The 13,498-nt window shown below is 65.9% G+C and carries 17 protein-coding genes and 1 riboswitch; of the genes, 7 read left to right on the top strand and 10 right to left on the bottom strand.

Annotated elements, in window-relative coordinates:
• Positions 1 to 72: 72 nt before the first annotated feature.
• Complete coding sequence (locus ACWPXK_RS12950) at positions 73 to 480, top strand: VOC family protein (RefSeq protein ID WP_040784385.1); 408 nt, start codon at positions 73 to 75, stop codon at positions 478 to 480.
• A gap of 58 nt (positions 481 to 538) precedes the next feature.
• On the opposite strand, the gene ACWPXK_RS12945 is transcribed toward ACWPXK_RS12950, so the two are convergent.
• From ACWPXK_RS12945 to ACWPXK_RS12930, 4 genes are all read right to left on the bottom strand, one after another.
• A complete protein-coding gene (locus ACWPXK_RS12945; RefSeq protein WP_454196291.1) occupies positions 539 to 1,177 on the bottom strand; it encodes an inositol monophosphatase family protein in 639 nt (212 codons plus the stop codon).
• A complete protein-coding gene (locus ACWPXK_RS12940; RefSeq protein WP_454196290.1) occupies positions 1,140 to 2,075 on the bottom strand; it encodes a helix-turn-helix domain-containing protein in 936 nt (311 codons plus the stop codon). Before ACWPXK_RS12940 ends, ACWPXK_RS12945 begins: the two co-directional genes overlap by 38 nt.
• A gap of 143 nt (positions 2,076 to 2,218) precedes the next feature.
• Positions 2,219 to 3,013: a thioesterase family protein gene (locus ACWPXK_RS12935; protein ID WP_454196289.1), complete on the bottom strand. Its 795-nt coding sequence runs from the start codon at positions 3,011 to 3,013 to the stop codon at positions 2,219 to 2,221.
• A 146-nt stretch (positions 3,014 to 3,159) separates the two neighbouring features.
• Entirely contained in the window at positions 3,160 to 4,404 is a 1,245-nt protein-coding gene (locus tag ACWPXK_RS12930; RefSeq protein ID WP_454196288.1) for a KasA/KasB family beta-ketoacyl-ACP synthase, read from the bottom strand.
• A gap of 39 nt (positions 4,405 to 4,443) precedes the next feature.
• Here ACWPXK_RS12930 and ACWPXK_RS12925 point away from each other — a divergent pair, with 39 nt between their 5' ends.
• Both ACWPXK_RS12925 and ACWPXK_RS12920 read left to right on the top strand, forming a co-directional pair.
• The gene (locus ACWPXK_RS12925; RefSeq protein ID WP_454196287.1) at positions 4,444 to 5,001 is read left to right on the top strand and encodes a TetR/AcrR family transcriptional regulator; all 558 of its coding nucleotides are present in this window, start codon (positions 4,444 to 4,446) and stop codon (positions 4,999 to 5,001) included.
• Between the two features lie 284 nt (positions 5,002 to 5,285).
• Positions 5,286 to 5,552: a hypothetical protein gene (locus ACWPXK_RS12920; RefSeq protein ID WP_454196286.1), complete on the top strand. Its 267-nt coding sequence runs from the start codon at positions 5,286 to 5,288 to the stop codon at positions 5,550 to 5,552.
• Between the two features lie 20 nt (positions 5,553 to 5,572).
• Here ACWPXK_RS12920 and ACWPXK_RS12915 read toward each other — a convergent pair whose 3' ends face one another.
• A complete protein-coding gene (locus tag ACWPXK_RS12915; RefSeq protein ID WP_454196285.1) occupies positions 5,573 to 6,034 on the bottom strand; it encodes an SgcJ/EcaC family oxidoreductase in 462 nt (153 codons plus the stop codon).
• A gap of 90 nt (positions 6,035 to 6,124) precedes the next feature.
• On the opposite strand from ACWPXK_RS12915, the gene ACWPXK_RS12910 reads away from it, so the two are divergent.
• Complete coding sequence (locus ACWPXK_RS12910) at positions 6,125 to 6,586, top strand: MarR family transcriptional regulator (protein ID WP_454196284.1); 462 nt, start codon at positions 6,125 to 6,127, stop codon at positions 6,584 to 6,586.
• 10 nt (positions 6,587 to 6,596) lie between these two features.
• On the opposite strand, the gene ACWPXK_RS12905 is transcribed toward ACWPXK_RS12910, so the two are convergent.
• Positions 6,597 to 7,265 carry a TetR/AcrR family transcriptional regulator gene (locus tag ACWPXK_RS12905; RefSeq protein ID WP_454196283.1) on the bottom strand — a complete coding sequence of 223 codons (669 nt, stop codon included), beginning with the start codon at positions 7,263 to 7,265 and terminating at the stop codon, positions 6,597 to 6,599.
• Positions 7,266 to 7,429: 164 nt separating this feature from the next.
• Here ACWPXK_RS12905 and ACWPXK_RS12900 point away from each other — a divergent pair, with 164 nt between their 5' ends.
• The 3 genes from ACWPXK_RS12900 (at position 7,430) to thiC (ending at position 11,263) form a co-directional block, all read left to right on the top strand.
• Positions 7,430 to 7,876 carry a hypothetical protein gene (locus ACWPXK_RS12900; protein ID WP_454196282.1) on the top strand — a complete coding sequence of 149 codons (447 nt, stop codon included), beginning with the start codon at positions 7,430 to 7,432 and terminating at the stop codon, positions 7,874 to 7,876.
• A 101-nt stretch (positions 7,877 to 7,977) separates the two neighbouring features.
• Positions 7,978 to 9,354 carry a lipase family protein gene (locus ACWPXK_RS12895; RefSeq protein ID WP_454196281.1) on the top strand — a complete coding sequence of 459 codons (1,377 nt, stop codon included), beginning with the start codon at positions 7,978 to 7,980 and terminating at the stop codon, positions 9,352 to 9,354.
• 143 nt (positions 9,355 to 9,497) lie between these two features.
• Positions 9,498 to 9,620, top strand: a riboswitch (TPP riboswitch).
• Complete coding sequence (thiC, locus tag ACWPXK_RS12890) at positions 9,611 to 11,263, top strand: phosphomethylpyrimidine synthase ThiC (protein ID WP_454196280.1); 1,653 nt, start codon at positions 9,611 to 9,613, stop codon at positions 11,261 to 11,263. (Overlaps the previous riboswitch by 10 nt.)
• A gap of 107 nt (positions 11,264 to 11,370) precedes the next feature.
• Here thiC and ACWPXK_RS12885 read toward each other — a convergent pair whose 3' ends face one another.
• From ACWPXK_RS12885 to ACWPXK_RS12870, 4 genes are read right to left on the bottom strand one after another with little or no spacing between them, the layout of a single operon-like run.
• Positions 11,371 to 11,730, bottom strand: a complete 360-nt coding sequence (locus ACWPXK_RS12885) for a hypothetical protein (RefSeq protein WP_454196279.1) — start codon at positions 11,728 to 11,730, stop codon at positions 11,371 to 11,373.
• Between the two features lie 41 nt (positions 11,731 to 11,771).
• Entirely contained in the window at positions 11,772 to 12,605 is an 834-nt protein-coding gene (locus tag ACWPXK_RS12880; protein WP_454196278.1) for a helix-turn-helix domain-containing protein, read from the bottom strand.
• Positions 12,602 to 13,120 carry a DUF6879 family protein gene (locus ACWPXK_RS12875; protein ID WP_454196277.1) on the bottom strand — a complete coding sequence of 173 codons (519 nt, stop codon included), beginning with the start codon at positions 13,118 to 13,120 and terminating at the stop codon, positions 12,602 to 12,604. Before ACWPXK_RS12875 ends, ACWPXK_RS12880 begins: the two co-directional genes overlap by 4 nt.
• Positions 13,101 to 13,472 carry a hypothetical protein gene (locus ACWPXK_RS12870; RefSeq protein WP_454196276.1) on the bottom strand — a complete coding sequence of 124 codons (372 nt, stop codon included), beginning with the start codon at positions 13,470 to 13,472 and terminating at the stop codon, positions 13,101 to 13,103. The genes ACWPXK_RS12875 and ACWPXK_RS12870 overlap by 20 nt, the downstream gene beginning before the upstream one ends.
• Positions 13,473 to 13,498 lie beyond the last annotated feature (26 nt).

Here is a 13,498-nt window from a genome sequence, read left to right as displayed (position 1 = left end):
CCGATGAATTTCGCCGCGTGAGGCGGTCTGCACTGATACGAATACCGCTGTCCGCCCCCGAAAGGATCCGCTGTGAACTGGACACTCGAGGTTGTGATCGTGCCCGTGTCGGATATCGACCGAGCCAAGGAGTTCTACGCGGAGAAGCTGGGCTTCGCCGTCGACCACGACACGAAGATCGCCGACGGCGTGCGTATCGTGCAGCTCACCCCACCCGGTTCGGGCTGCTCGATCGTCATCGGCGCGGGCGCCGTGCCGGACATGACGCCCGGATCGCAGCAGGGCCTGCAACTGGTCGTCAACGATCTGCTCAGGGCGCACAAGGAACTGGTCTCCCGCGGCGTCGAGGTCACCGAGATCCAGGTCCTCGGCGAGAACCCGACCCCCATGCCCGACCCGCTGGACAACGTCGGTTTCTTCTTCTTCACCGATCCCGACGGGAACGGCTGGGCCGTCCAGCAGATCTCCACCCGTCCCTGAGTAAATCCGGCGCGGCCAATGGCCGGTCTGGCAAATCAAGTCCTCGTTGTGCCGTTGATCAGCGGATCGATTTGTTGATCAAAGTCATGAATTCGTCGGCGACGGCAGGGGATGCGGCGACCGTGTCAGCGGAGTCGAGGCTGTGCCGACGGGAGGTGGAGTCGAGGACGATAGCGCCGGCTTCGCGTGCGATGACCACACCAGCGGCCGTATCCCAGGGCTTATTGGACAGCATGACGCAGGCATCGGTCCGTCCCTCCGCGACCCACGCGAGATCGAGGGCGGCCGACCCGAACATTCGTACGCGCTCGACTGTCGCCGCCAGCGCGGCGGTGAGGGCAATGCGGCGCTTGTTCTCGAGTTCAGCCTCCGCTCCGACCGCGTAATCGCCGATGGAAACGATTGCTCGGCTCAGCATTTCGGTGCGGCTCGCATTGATCGGCTTGTCGTTGCCATACGCGCCCTGACCGGCGGCAGCGTAGTACTCGAGGCCGAGGAATGGTGCGCCGATGACTCCGATCACCGGTTCGCCGTCCTGAACCAGAGCTAGCGACACGGCGCAGAGCGGCAGTCCATGGATGAAGTTGGATGTTCCGTCGATCGGGTCGAGAACCCACATGGACCGGCCACTGATCTCTGCCGACCTGTCATCGAATTCCTCACCCAGAAAATCGAATTCGGGTGCCGCCGCGGCCAAATACTTGCGCTGATGCCAGCCATTCAGTCCGGAGATGCTCGGCTGGCATCGCGGCCAGGCCGTGTGTCGCCTCCTCGATTGCTTTGGTCGTGTGCCCCATCAGCGCCAGAACGCCACCACGCTGCACGGCCCCGAATCCAGGGCTCCACCAATACATCGACGGGGGAGGTTCGATGCCATCCGTCGCTTCCGCCGCTGCGTCGGCCATAGCCAGCGCGCGTTGTGCTTCACTCGCCTCCCCCCGAGCGGCCAAGAGCTCAGCCCGCCGCATTCGCCCGTAGGCCCTGATAGTGGGGTGCGCGTCCCGTACTGCCAGCGCGGCGTCCGACAGGGCGATGACTTCGCCGTAATTCCCCGCACTCACAGTCACGTAGCCGAGGAAGCCCAAGCTGTGCGCAAGCCGGTCCGGGTCACGGGACTCCTTCGCCAAGCTCACTGCGGTGCCGAGGCTGCGCCGGGCGGCGGCGTCGGCTCCGATCGCGTGTTCCAGCCACCCCCGGTACTGGGTGACCTCGGACGCGAGGGCCGCCGCTTCGGCCCGTGCTGTGCGCGCCTCACGGGCAAAGTCTTCGGTCATGGCAGACATGCCGCGCACCGCAGGAAGTACCGTCACAGCCCCGGCCGCGTCCTCGATTCGGCGCGTAGCCGCCAACATCACCGCCACGTCGGACAGGGCGGCGGAGTCCACGCTGGCCGGCGTTCGCACCGCCGCCGTCAGCCGGTCCAAGTCCGCGCCAAGCACCCTTTCGTAGGCGGCGGCGACACCAGTCGGTATCGGGCGCTGGCCGGTCTCGATCAGCGATAAGTAAGCCTTGCTGTAGTAGGTCCGCTCGGCCATCGCGCGCAGCGAGATACCGGCCGCCTCGCGAGCGGAACGCAGCAGCGCACCAGGTTCCATGATTGGCACCATAACGCCTTGTAGAAGCGTGTGGACGCGAATCTATCTCGGCTTCAAGATGATTCGGCCAATGCTCGATTCGGCCTCGCCGCAGGGTTGACCCGACCGTTCATCGGTTCCCGCCCGCCGGGGGTCTGCCTCGGCTAACGGACGCCGAGGAATAGGGTTTGCGTGCTGCGGCCCAAGGGGCCCTTTTCGTCGTAGAGCGACGATTCGGCCATTCCTATGCCGTGGGGTTGGGGATGGGTGACGGCGTCGAGGCAGACCCATTCGCCTGCTGGCTGGCGATGCAGGGTGACCGTCAAATCGGTATTGATGAACAGGTATTTCGACCAGTCCAGGACCGCGCTGACGCCGTTGCCGGAATCGGCGGCCGCGAGGGTGCGTTCCAGCGGGCTCGGATCGGTGCCCGCGACGATCGGGTGTTTGAGCCTGATCCAGCAGATCGCGGGGCCGGGTTCGGCGAAAGAGCCGCTGACGAAGCGGTATTCGATGGCGGTGTGGAAGCCGACCGGCTGAGCGGAGGGGAACTGTGCGGGCACCGACGCCTGCTCGGGGCCGGGGCGCACGCCGGTGGGCACGAAGCGTTCCGGCACTGGCAGTTCCGGGTCGGCAAGCTTGAACCGCCAGGCATTCGCCCGCATCACCGGCCCGCGATCGGTGGACAGCGTGGCCTCGATCAGTTCGACGCTGCGGCCGGGCCGGGCGACGTGGGCTGTCGCCGTCAGCGGTGCCAGCGGGACCGGGCCGAGGATTTCGACCGCGACGCGCCCGACCTGAAACCCTGGTCGCGGCTCGCACCGCTCGATCACGTGACCGAGCAGCGCGGAGGGCGGCCCCGCGTGCTGGGCGTCCGGCGACCAGGGGCCGCGGGTGAGCTCGGTGGAGAGGAACCGATCCGGGTGCTCCGGATCGGGCAGATAGAAGGCGTCACTCACGGCCGCGCCTCGCTCGGCATCGTCGTGCGCAACCGCGCGCTGTTTCGTCGGCTCGCTCGCAGACGCTCGTTCACGTCGTTGTCCGTTCTTTGGGACGATCGGTCGGCTGTGTATCGACTGTAGCCCGCGTCGCGACCGGGCGGGGGTCAGACCCGGCCGAACGCGAGGGCCACGTTGTGACCGCCGAACCCGAACGAGTTGTTCAGCGCGAAGTCGATGTGCTGGGGCCGCGGTGCGCCCGCGACGATGTCGAGATCGATCGCCGGGTCGCGGTTGTCGAGATTCAGTGTGGGCGGAACGACCTGGTCACGCAGGGTGAGCATGGTGACCAAAGATTCCAAGGCGCCGACCGCCCCGATCGAATGTCCCAGCGCGGATTTGGGCGCGTAGACCGACGCGTCGGGGACGACGGACGCGATCGCGTTGGCTTCCGAGGCATCGCCGATGGACGTCGACGTGGCGTGCGCGTTGACGTGCTGGATATCCGAAACCTGCAATCCCGCGGTCTGGATGGCCTTGCGCATTGCTCGTGCGGCCCCGATCCCCTCCGGTTCGGAGGCCACGATGTGATAGGCGTCCGACGTGATGCCCGCGCCGAGCATCCGGCCGTGCACGGTGGCGCCGCGGGCCCGCGCGTGTCGCTCGGACTCGAGCACCAACAGGGCGCCCGCCTCGCCGAAGACGAAGCCATCGCGGTCCCGGTCGAACGGACGCGAGGCACGTTCCGGCTGGTCGTTGCGGGTGCTCATGGCGCGCATCATGGCGAAACTCGCGATGGGCACGGCGTCGATATGGCCTTCCACCCCGCCCGCGACCACCACGTCCGCCTCGCCGGTCGTGATCAGCCGCCAGGCGTGCGCGATGGCTTCGGAACCGGACGAGCAGGCCGAGACCGGCGCGAAAATTCCTGCCCTCGCGCCGATTTCGAGTCCGACGGTGGCGGCGGGCCCGTTCGGCATCACCATGGGCACCGACATCGGCGACACCTTGCGGTACCCGCCGTCGCGCATCGCGTCGACCGCGGAGATGAGCGCGTCGCCGCCGCCGAGGCCGGTGCCGATGGCCACGGCCAGCCGCTCGCCGTCCACTTCGGGCGCGCCCGCCGAGCGCCAGACCCGGCGGCCGAGCACCAGCGCCATTTGCTCGACGTAGGAGTGGCGGCGCTGTTCGATTCGGGTCAGTTCGGCGCCGGGGTGTGACTTCAGCTTTCCGCCGATGCGGACCGGCAGGTCGTATTCGGCCACGAAATCGTCATCGAGCACGCCGATCCCGCTGCGTCCGGCCAGTAGTCCGGACCAGGTCGTGTCCATGTCGTCGGCTAGCGAGGTGATCGCCGCGTATCCGGTGACCACGACCGAATCCCGAGTTTCTGAAGCGATTGTTACAGTCACGATGTCATGAATACCTGTACCAATCGCTACAGTCAACTCATGGCCCGCCCCCTCGACCACGCCAAACGCGCCGAACTGCTCGCCGCCGTCGTGCGCTACATCGCCGATCACGGTCTCGCGGACCTGTCGCTGCGCCCACTGGCCGCCGAACTCGGCACCAGCTCGCGCATGCTGATCTACTACTTCACAACCAAGGAAGAGCTCCTGGTCCAAGCACTCGCGACCCAGCGCCCCGACATCGCGGCCCTGTTCGCCGACATCACCGACGCGGCCGAACTCCGGGAACGGCTGTGGGATTTCTGGACCGCCAATACCTCGGGCGCTGGCGTCACGAGCGTCAAGGTGATGCTCCAAGTCCTCGGTGCGGCCTGTGCTCCGCGCAGTCCGTACGCGGACTACGCCACCGCGGCCATCGCCACTTTTATCTCGGCACTCACCGACGGGCTGCGCCGTCTCGATGTCGCCGACGATCCGGAAGTCGTAGCAACCCTGCTGGTCTCGGGCCTCCGCGGCATACTCCAGGATCGATTGATCACCGGCGAGGTCGAGCGGACCGATCGTGCCGCTCGGCGTCTGATCGACCAGATGCTCCGCTAGCGGGCGGCCGTCCCTGTCCTGAATCTCCGAGCATGCCTTCGTGTACGCACGTCAGCGTGGCTCCGGCCCAGGTTCTTCCGCCCGGTGTCGATCATGCTGCGAAGGTCGTTGACCTGGCCGAGAAGTGGTGCTGATGTGACGTGCCCCTCCGGCGCGTTTCCCCCGGCTCCCGATTGGTCAATCATTTACGCGGCGGAACGTCGGCCCGGCGCGGCGGACGCCCGAAACACCTCAGATCGACCACCAGGCAAGAGAACTGCGCCGAGCGCGCACCAGGAGGACAAGTGCGATTCATCAAGGCCAGCACCATCGCCGTGATACTGGCCGCCGCCACCGTGGCCGGAGCAAGCCCGGCGCACGCCGATGAGCCTGCGCCCAGTGGCCCCGACGAGAACATCTGGATCGACGTCAACGTGCTGGGATGTTCTTTCGGAGCTGGGCTCGGTGCGGACGTCCTCCTGGCTCTCACCGCCGGCAGCGGCTCCAGTGCCCGTGTCTCCTCCGGATTGGCGACCCGCCTCCGGATCGCCGGTTGCCTCCCTTGGGCCTGACGGTCCACTCGGACGAAAGCCTATCCGGCCACTGCGGACGGTTTCTGGCGTGAATCGAACCGTGCCGCAAGGGTTTCCATAAACCAGTGGTATTTGGTGTTCTGGAAGGCGGCGAGCAGCCATCGGCCGTCCTGTCGTACGGCGATGGTGGTCTGCACCTTGGTGTTGCGGCGCGTGCGCCGTTGCTTGCCTTTGAGCACCGCGCCCTTGCTGTGGATAAGCGCGACATCGGGGGTGAGGAAACGGAGTTGGGTGACCTCCCCGTCCAAACGGGTGCCCTTCAGGTACTTCTCGAACAGTGGCACGTGGGAGGCGGCGATCGCGGTGCGGCCTTTGAAGTGTGAGCCCACCCAGGTGACGTAGTCCGCGTCCGGGGTGAAAACCTCGGCGAAAGCTTCGGCATCTCCCTTGGTCCACGCTTCGGCTTGGCTGGTGAGCAGCTGACGGATGGCGTCCTCGTCGGTGTGCTGGTCGACGGTCATGGCATCTCCAGTAGAATGAATCGATCAATAACTGATCGAGTAAGTAGTTGACTGAGTAAGATGTTGGCCGAGTAACACGAGGTTGTCAATATGCCGAAGCGTGCCGAATTGGATGCCGCGCTGACCATGGCCGCCCAGCGCAGCGCAACCGACGCGGTGATGATGCACCAGGCGGTGGCCGATCGACTCGGGCTGCATGTGACCGACCTGCGCTGCCTGAACCTGCTGCGCCTCGGCGGCCCGGCCACCGCGGGGGAACTCGCGACGCAGACCGGCCTGACCACCGGCGCGATCACCAGAATGATCGACCGCCTGCTGAAGTCCGGTTATGTCCGCCGCGAGCACGACGAGCAGGACCGGCGGCGGGTCATCGTGAGCGTGATCCAGGAACGAATCGATGAGATCGCCCCGCACTACGAGATCCTGGCGAGGGAATTCGGGGCGGCGCTGGCGGATTACACCGCCGAGCAGATGGAACTCGTGCTGGAAGTGTTCAACCGGCTGCACGAGACGTCGTTGCGGGTGACCGCGCTGCTGCGCGCGGGGGAGTAGGGCGCGCGGTTCACGGCGAGGCTCGTCGCCCCGCGTGGACGACGGTGATGAATCGGGTCAGGTCCTCGATGAGGATGGAGGCCGAGTCGGCCGAGTTGTCCTGATGTAGCCAATCGGTGACCAGTTCGAAGACGCCGCCGATGGTGGCGAGCGCCAACGCCAGGTGTCCGCGCTCCTCGTCCGCGTCTCGCGCCTCCGACCATTGCTGGTCCAGGAATGCCGCCGCCCAGCGTCGATTGGTCCGGCGTTGCCGCTCGACGGCGGGTGAGATGCCACCCGCTTCGCCGAAGGTCACCTTGCCCAGCCGCGGATCGTCCGTGATGGCGTGCACGAAGGCGCCGATGATCGCCTCCACGCGATGTGGCCACGGCGAGTCCGCTGCCCCGGCCGCGACGTCGGTGACGCGTTGCTGGATCTGTGCGGTCACCTGCTCGAGCAACGCGATGTAGCACGCTTCCTTGCTGTCGAAATGATCGTAGAAGCCCTTGGTCCCGACGTAGGCGCGCTGGCAGATCTGCTCGATCGATGTTCCCGAAAAACCTTGCTCGGCAAACAGTTCGGTGGCGGCGTCGAGCAATTGGCTACGCCGCTGGGCACTGCGCTGCTCGGCGTCGAGGCCACGGATCCGGCGCCGGGACCCGGGAGCGGCAGGCCGCGCGGCGGAGGTGCTGCGGGTCATCTCTCGACGATAGCCGGGGACCGGTCGGCGCGTCCGTCGCGCCCGTGCTTGAGAGCGGCGTACCCGGGTACCGCCGCTACACGAGCGTCTCGATCTCCGGCAGCAGGCCGGTCAGCCCCGCGGAGATCATGAGCGCACGCCGGAGAAGACGAAGGAGCGAGGTCATGACCGACCGCCCGGACGTTCGTCACCGCAGGCCCGACGGCGTCGACGACGCCACCGTCGCCGCCACCGGAAAGCTCTCCGAAGCGCTGGAGACCGCCGAGCGCGCCCGCGGCCACCTGTACGCCTTCCATCAGCTGACCGGCCGTGCCGACCTGATGCTCGACCTCGTGGTGGACCTGTTCCGCGCGGCGGGTCACCTCCAGATCGCCGACCGGATCTCCACCGAGTTGATCGGCCGCAACGTCCTCGCGGGACGCTGGACATTCCAGGTCGTCGAGGAATACGACGACGGATACTTCGACCTGTTCCGCAGCATCGAACGCGCGGTCCGGGACGAACTTCTCGACGGCCGCCGCCACATCTACGAGGCGGAGATGAAGGAAGCCCGCCGCACCCACGGGTTGCCGGACCACTCCGCCACACCGGAATCGACCGAAGGCAACTGACCTGGTCGCGGGGCCGCGACCGCATTTTCAACAAGAGCTCTTGTTGGTAACTTGCCATCATGTTGTAATCACTGTCACGTCGATGAGGGAAGGACGTGTCGGTGATCAATGGAGATCTGGCCTGCCGCGGGGTGCGCGTGCTGGCCACGGCGGTCGTGACGGTGGTGGTGGGCTGCGTTTTGCTCGCGGGAGGCGCACCGGCTACGGCAGTGCCGCTGCCGCAAACGGATTCGTTCTATCAGCCGCCGGAGGGGTTCGAGTCACGGCCGCCGGGCGGTATCCTTCGCGCACGGGAGGTGCGGCTGGCAGTGCTCACCGTGCTGCCGCTGAACGTCCGGTCCTGGCAGTTGCTGTATCGGACCACCGATCTGTTCGGGCGACCCGCCGCGGCGGTGACCACCGTGCTGTTGCCTGCGGGCGCGGATCCGAATCGGTCTCGCCCGCTGGTCTCGCTGCAGTTCTACTACGACAGCGCGAGCCCCGATTGCGCCCCTTCGTTCGTGCTGCGACAGGGTGCGGGGCTGCCGGGTGCCGAAGGCATCCACTCGCAGAGCGAATTGATCGCGGTCGCCGCGCTGCTCAGCCAGGGTTGGGCGGTCTCCATCCCGGACTACGAGGGCCTGGAGGGCCACCTCGCGGTGGCCGAGGAGCCCGGCTACATGACCCTCGACGGCATTCGCGCCGCCGAACGCTTCGAGCCGTTGGGCCTGGACGGCGCGAACACACCGGTCGCGCTGTGGGGGTATTCCGGCGGCGGGATGGCCTCGGGCTGGGCAGCGGAGATGCAACCGGCCTACGCCCCCGAACTGGACGTCAAGGGCATCGCGCTCGGCGCGCCGACCTCGGATGTCGTCTCCCTGCTGCACGTCAACGGGTCGATGTTCTCCAGTCTCATCGGCATCGGCATCTCGTCGCTCCGCAAGGCGTACCCCGAATTCCGCGAGGCGTCCGATCGCTACCTGACGCCCGAAGGCCGAGCGCTGATGGATCGCACTGCCGCGCAATGCCTTCCGCGTAACGCGCTGACTCAGATGTTCGTCGACTATCAGCGCATGCTGACGATTCCGATCGCGGATTTCCTCGCCGTCCCGGAGATCGCGGAGGTCTTCGACGCGACGGTGCTCGGCCGGAACATCCCCACCGCACCGATTTTCCTGTACCACGGCGTCTGGGATGAGGCGGTGCCGATCTGGACCAATGACCTTCTGGCACAGCGGTATTGCGCGGGCGGCGCGTCGGTGGTCTACCAGCGCGACCACTTCAGCGAACACCTGAGTTTGCCGTCACTCGGCATGGCGGACACCTTCAACTGGCTGAAGGCACGGCTGGCGCCGGGCGCTCCCGACCAGATCGGCTGCCGCACCGAGAACGTGGTGTCCATGCTCGCCGACACCGACGCGCTGCTGTCCCAAATCGAGATCAATCTCAATGCGACTTTCGGCGCGCTCGGATTCCCCATCGGGCCGCGGGAGCGCTGAGGCGAGCTTCGTCGGACGCGTCGGTCAGCCGGGAGCCGCTGCCCTCGGCGGCGTCCTTCTCGGACCGTCGACCTCGGAGTTCGCCCATCTTGTCGAATCCCCCGGCATGTGCGTGTCCGGGCCGGGTATGGTCGGGCGGGAAATTTCACACCAACGGGGGCTCGCACCAGCGGGCTGAGAGGACGGCTAGCCGAGAGGCGTCAGGGCCGTCGACCGTATGAACCTGACCGGGTAATGCCGGCGTAGGGAGGAAAGAATGGCATCCACCGCTGCATCCGACGGCAGTTCCGCGCCTGTCGACAGCGTCACCACCGGCCCCATCGAGGGCAGCGTCAAGCACTATCTCGAGGTCGACGACCTGCGCATTCCGGTGCGCCGGATCAACCTGACCAACGGTGAGCACTTCGACGTCTACGACACGTCGGGTCCGTACACCGACGACACGGCGACCATCGATCTGGAAGCCGGTCTACCGAAACTGCGCGACACCTGGGCCAAGCCCACGGTCGAGGGTCCGCGTACCCAGCTCGCCTGGGCCCGCCAGGGCATCGTCACGCCGGAGATGCGCTTCATCGCCGCGCGCGAAGGGGTTTCGCCGGAGCTGGTGCGCGAAGAGGTTGCGGCGGGCCGCGCGGTGATCCCGGCCAACCACAATCACCCGGAGCTCGAGCCGACCATCATCGGCAAGAAGTTCCTGGTCAAGATCAACGCGAATATCGGCAACTCGGCCGTCTCCTCCTCGATCGCCGAGGAAGTGGAGAAGATGGTGTGGGCGACCCGCTGGGGCGCCGACACGATCATGGACCTGTCCACCGGCAAGAACATCCACGAGACGCGCGAGTGGATTCTGCGCAACTCCCCGGTTCCGGTCGGCACCGTGCCGATCTATCAGGCACTGGAGAAGGTGAACGGCGATCCGACCAAGCTGACCTGGGAGATCTACCGCGACACCGTGCTCGAGCAGTGCGAGCAGGGTGTGGACTACATGACCGTGCACGCGGGCGTGCTGCTGCGCTATGTGCCGCTGACCGCCAAGCGCGTCACCGGCATCGTCTCGCGCGGTGGGTCCATCATGGCCGCGTGGTGCCTTGCGCATCATCAGGAATCGTTCCTGTACACGCACTTCGAGGAACTTTGCGAGATCCTCGCACGCTACGACGTCACCTTCTCCCTCGGTGACGGCCTGCGGCCCGGCTCCATCGCCGACGCCAACGACGAGGCGCAGTTCGCCGAGCTGCGCACCCTCGGCGAACTGACCAAGATCGCGAAATCGCATGGCGTGCAGGTGATGATCGAAGGCCCCGGCCACGTGCCGATGCACAAGATCGTGGAGAACGTGCGGCTCGAGGAGGAGCTGTGCGAGGAGGCGCCGTTCTACACCCTCGGCCCGCTCGCCACCGACATCGCGCCCGCCTACGACCACATCACCTCGGCCATCGGCGCCGCGATCATCGCGCAGGCGGGCACCGCCATGCTCTGCTACGTCACGCCGAAGGAACACCTCGGGCTGCCCAACCGCGACGACGTGAAAGTCGGCGTGATCACCTACAAGATCGCCGCACACGCCGCCGACCTCGCCAAGGGACACCCGCACGCGCAGGACCGGGACAACGAATTGTCCAAGGCGCGTTTCGAATTCCGGTGGCGTGACCAATTCGCACTGTCGCTGGACCCGGACACCGCGCGCGAGTACCACGACGAGACACTGCCCGCCGAGCCAGCCAAGACCGCGCACTTCTGCTCCATGTGCGGCCCGAAGTTCTGCTCCATGCGGATCTCCGCCGACGTGCGCGAATACGCCGCCAAGCAGGGCATGACCGAGACCGAGGCGCTGGAGGCCGGGATGGCGGAGAAGTCCGCCGAGTTCGCCAACAGCGGCAACGCGGTCTACCTGCCCGTGGTTTCGTAACGATCGCCCGCCGCCCGCCGTATTTCGGCGGGCGGCGGAACCGGCGTCCGCACCCGCCAACTCGGGAGGCGACGTCATCGACGCCGTATCCCGCCGCGCATCCGTGGCTATGTCACGTCGCGATCATCGGCTGCGGAGGCCGTGAAGCCGGTTGCCCCGATAACCACGGCACACGGCTTGCCGATCTTGTCCATCTCGTAGAGCGATTCGTACAGGTGGGTCGACATCAACGTCATCCACCACTCCCACGGAGACTGCTCCTGGCGGGCGGGATCCTCGGCAATGCTTCGGTAGTACTCGAGCAGCGCGTCTTCTGTGAACCTGATCGGCACGGCCGGATGCATCGGCGAGCCGCCTCGACCGGTGATCCACAAATCGCCTCGAGAATCGGAGATGATCTCCAGGTTCCAGTCTCGTCCGGCATCGACTACCGAGCCGACCAGATCCGACACCGATGGGTCAGGCACATCCCCTCCTAGGAACGCCGTGAGTTCTGTTGCAAGTGAAGTCACCTGCCGCGCAACTCGTCCATCGCTGCCGCGATCATGGCCCGTGCGTCCTGCCCATGCACGGCTTCGTCCTTGAGGCGGTGGAATGCCTTCTCGTACAACGCTATCTCGCTGGGCTGCGTGATCGTCAGCTCAGCGGAGATGGTCTCGACCTGCACCATGCGGCTGTCGAACATGGCGAAGTTGTTTGTCGGCGCGAGGTATTCGTGCTCGGACGGGACGATGCCCAGCACGACGCGAGGCAGAGACATCGCCGTGAGCAAGCGGTCCATCTGTTCGAGCATCGTGTCTGCGTTGCCCACGCGGGTGTGCAGAACCTGCTCAGCGAGCATGAAGTAGAAGCGGTGGTTGCCCCGGTACAGGACTTGCTGACGTTCGAGGCGCGCGGCAAGGCTGGATTCGAGGTCGTCGCCTGGTCCGTCGTAGAAGTCGAGTACCCGGCGAAGGATCGCTTCGGCGTAGGGCGGTGTCTGCAACAGACCCGGCACAAGGACGGGCTCATAGCAGCGCATGAGGTTGGTCTTAGCCGCGACAGCTACTGATTGTTTCTGCCTGTGCGGCAATCGCATCCGACGCCATTCGAGGTATGCGGCTTCGACGTTCCGCAGAGTGGCGATGAGGTCGGGTACTTGATCGGCACTGTGGGTGTGGATGCACCAGACGCGGAGGTCGTCATCGGTCGGCACTTGCCTGCCGTACTCGATCTTCGAGACCTTGGAGCCAGGCCAACCGGCAAGCTCAGCGAGTTGCCTGCCGGTCAACCCAGCGTCCTTACGGAGGTTGCGCAGGCGCTCACCGAACGCCTCGCGGGCCTGTTTCGCAGTAGTGGTCACGCCCGGATGTATTCAGCGTGGGGGACGGCCCTGTCCCACACCCGACCCCACACGCTGCGGATGTACTCGACTATCACGGGGTCCGTCGTGACCGCGCCTCCACCAGCAGCGCCATCGGGAGTGAAGGTGGTGAAGGATACAAGGTTGTCATCGAACAGCCAGAAGTCATCCGCTGACAGCTCGGATGGGTCGATCAGGTGCCTGGACAGATACCGGATGTCCTCGCCGGCCTCGATGTTGTGGTGCGCGACGACGAGACCCCACCGCGTGTAGTCGACATGTGGCTCCGTGACGACGCGGACGCGCCGCATCACCTTCCCGGACGTCGTTACCTCGCGAACGAGGTTCGTCCAGTCCTCGAACCACTCGAAGTCGTCGGGCTCTCCGGCGAGAAACTTGCGGAACGGCTCGGACTCTTCGGGTGTGGAGTAGGTGTCGACTACTTCGAGATGGCAGGCGGTGTGCTTGAACGAACGGAAGAGGTCGTAAAACGCCTCATGCCGCAGGAGTTGCATACTTCCTGATCTTCTTTCCCTGCGGTACCTCGATGCAGGTCTCGTGGCCCGGGATGCTCATCTCCGCCAATACATCTGGGTCGGTCACCGGCTTGCCGCTGAGGATGAATGTCCCGTGGCCGGTGTCCTGAAGCAACACACCCAGGCACGTCCCCGGCCTGAGGAACGCGAGTAGCGGGTGTGAAATCTCCACTCGGTCGTCGTACCCGGGTACCTTCCAGCCCTGGACGATGTAGGTGCCGTGATCGGTGAAGTACAACGTGGGCGAATCTCCGCCCTGGGTGTGTTTGCCCAGGAACGTTAAGCGCGTGGTTGTGCCTTCAGGCAGACCGTTTCCCATGTTTTCTTTCATGATTCGATAGTCAGACACCGGGGAAA

It is taken from the genome of Nocardia sp. Marseille-Q1738 (assembly GCF_965283145.1).
The sequence above is the reverse complement of the archived record's forward strand: the minus strand, read 5'-3'. Positions and strand labels throughout refer to the sequence as shown.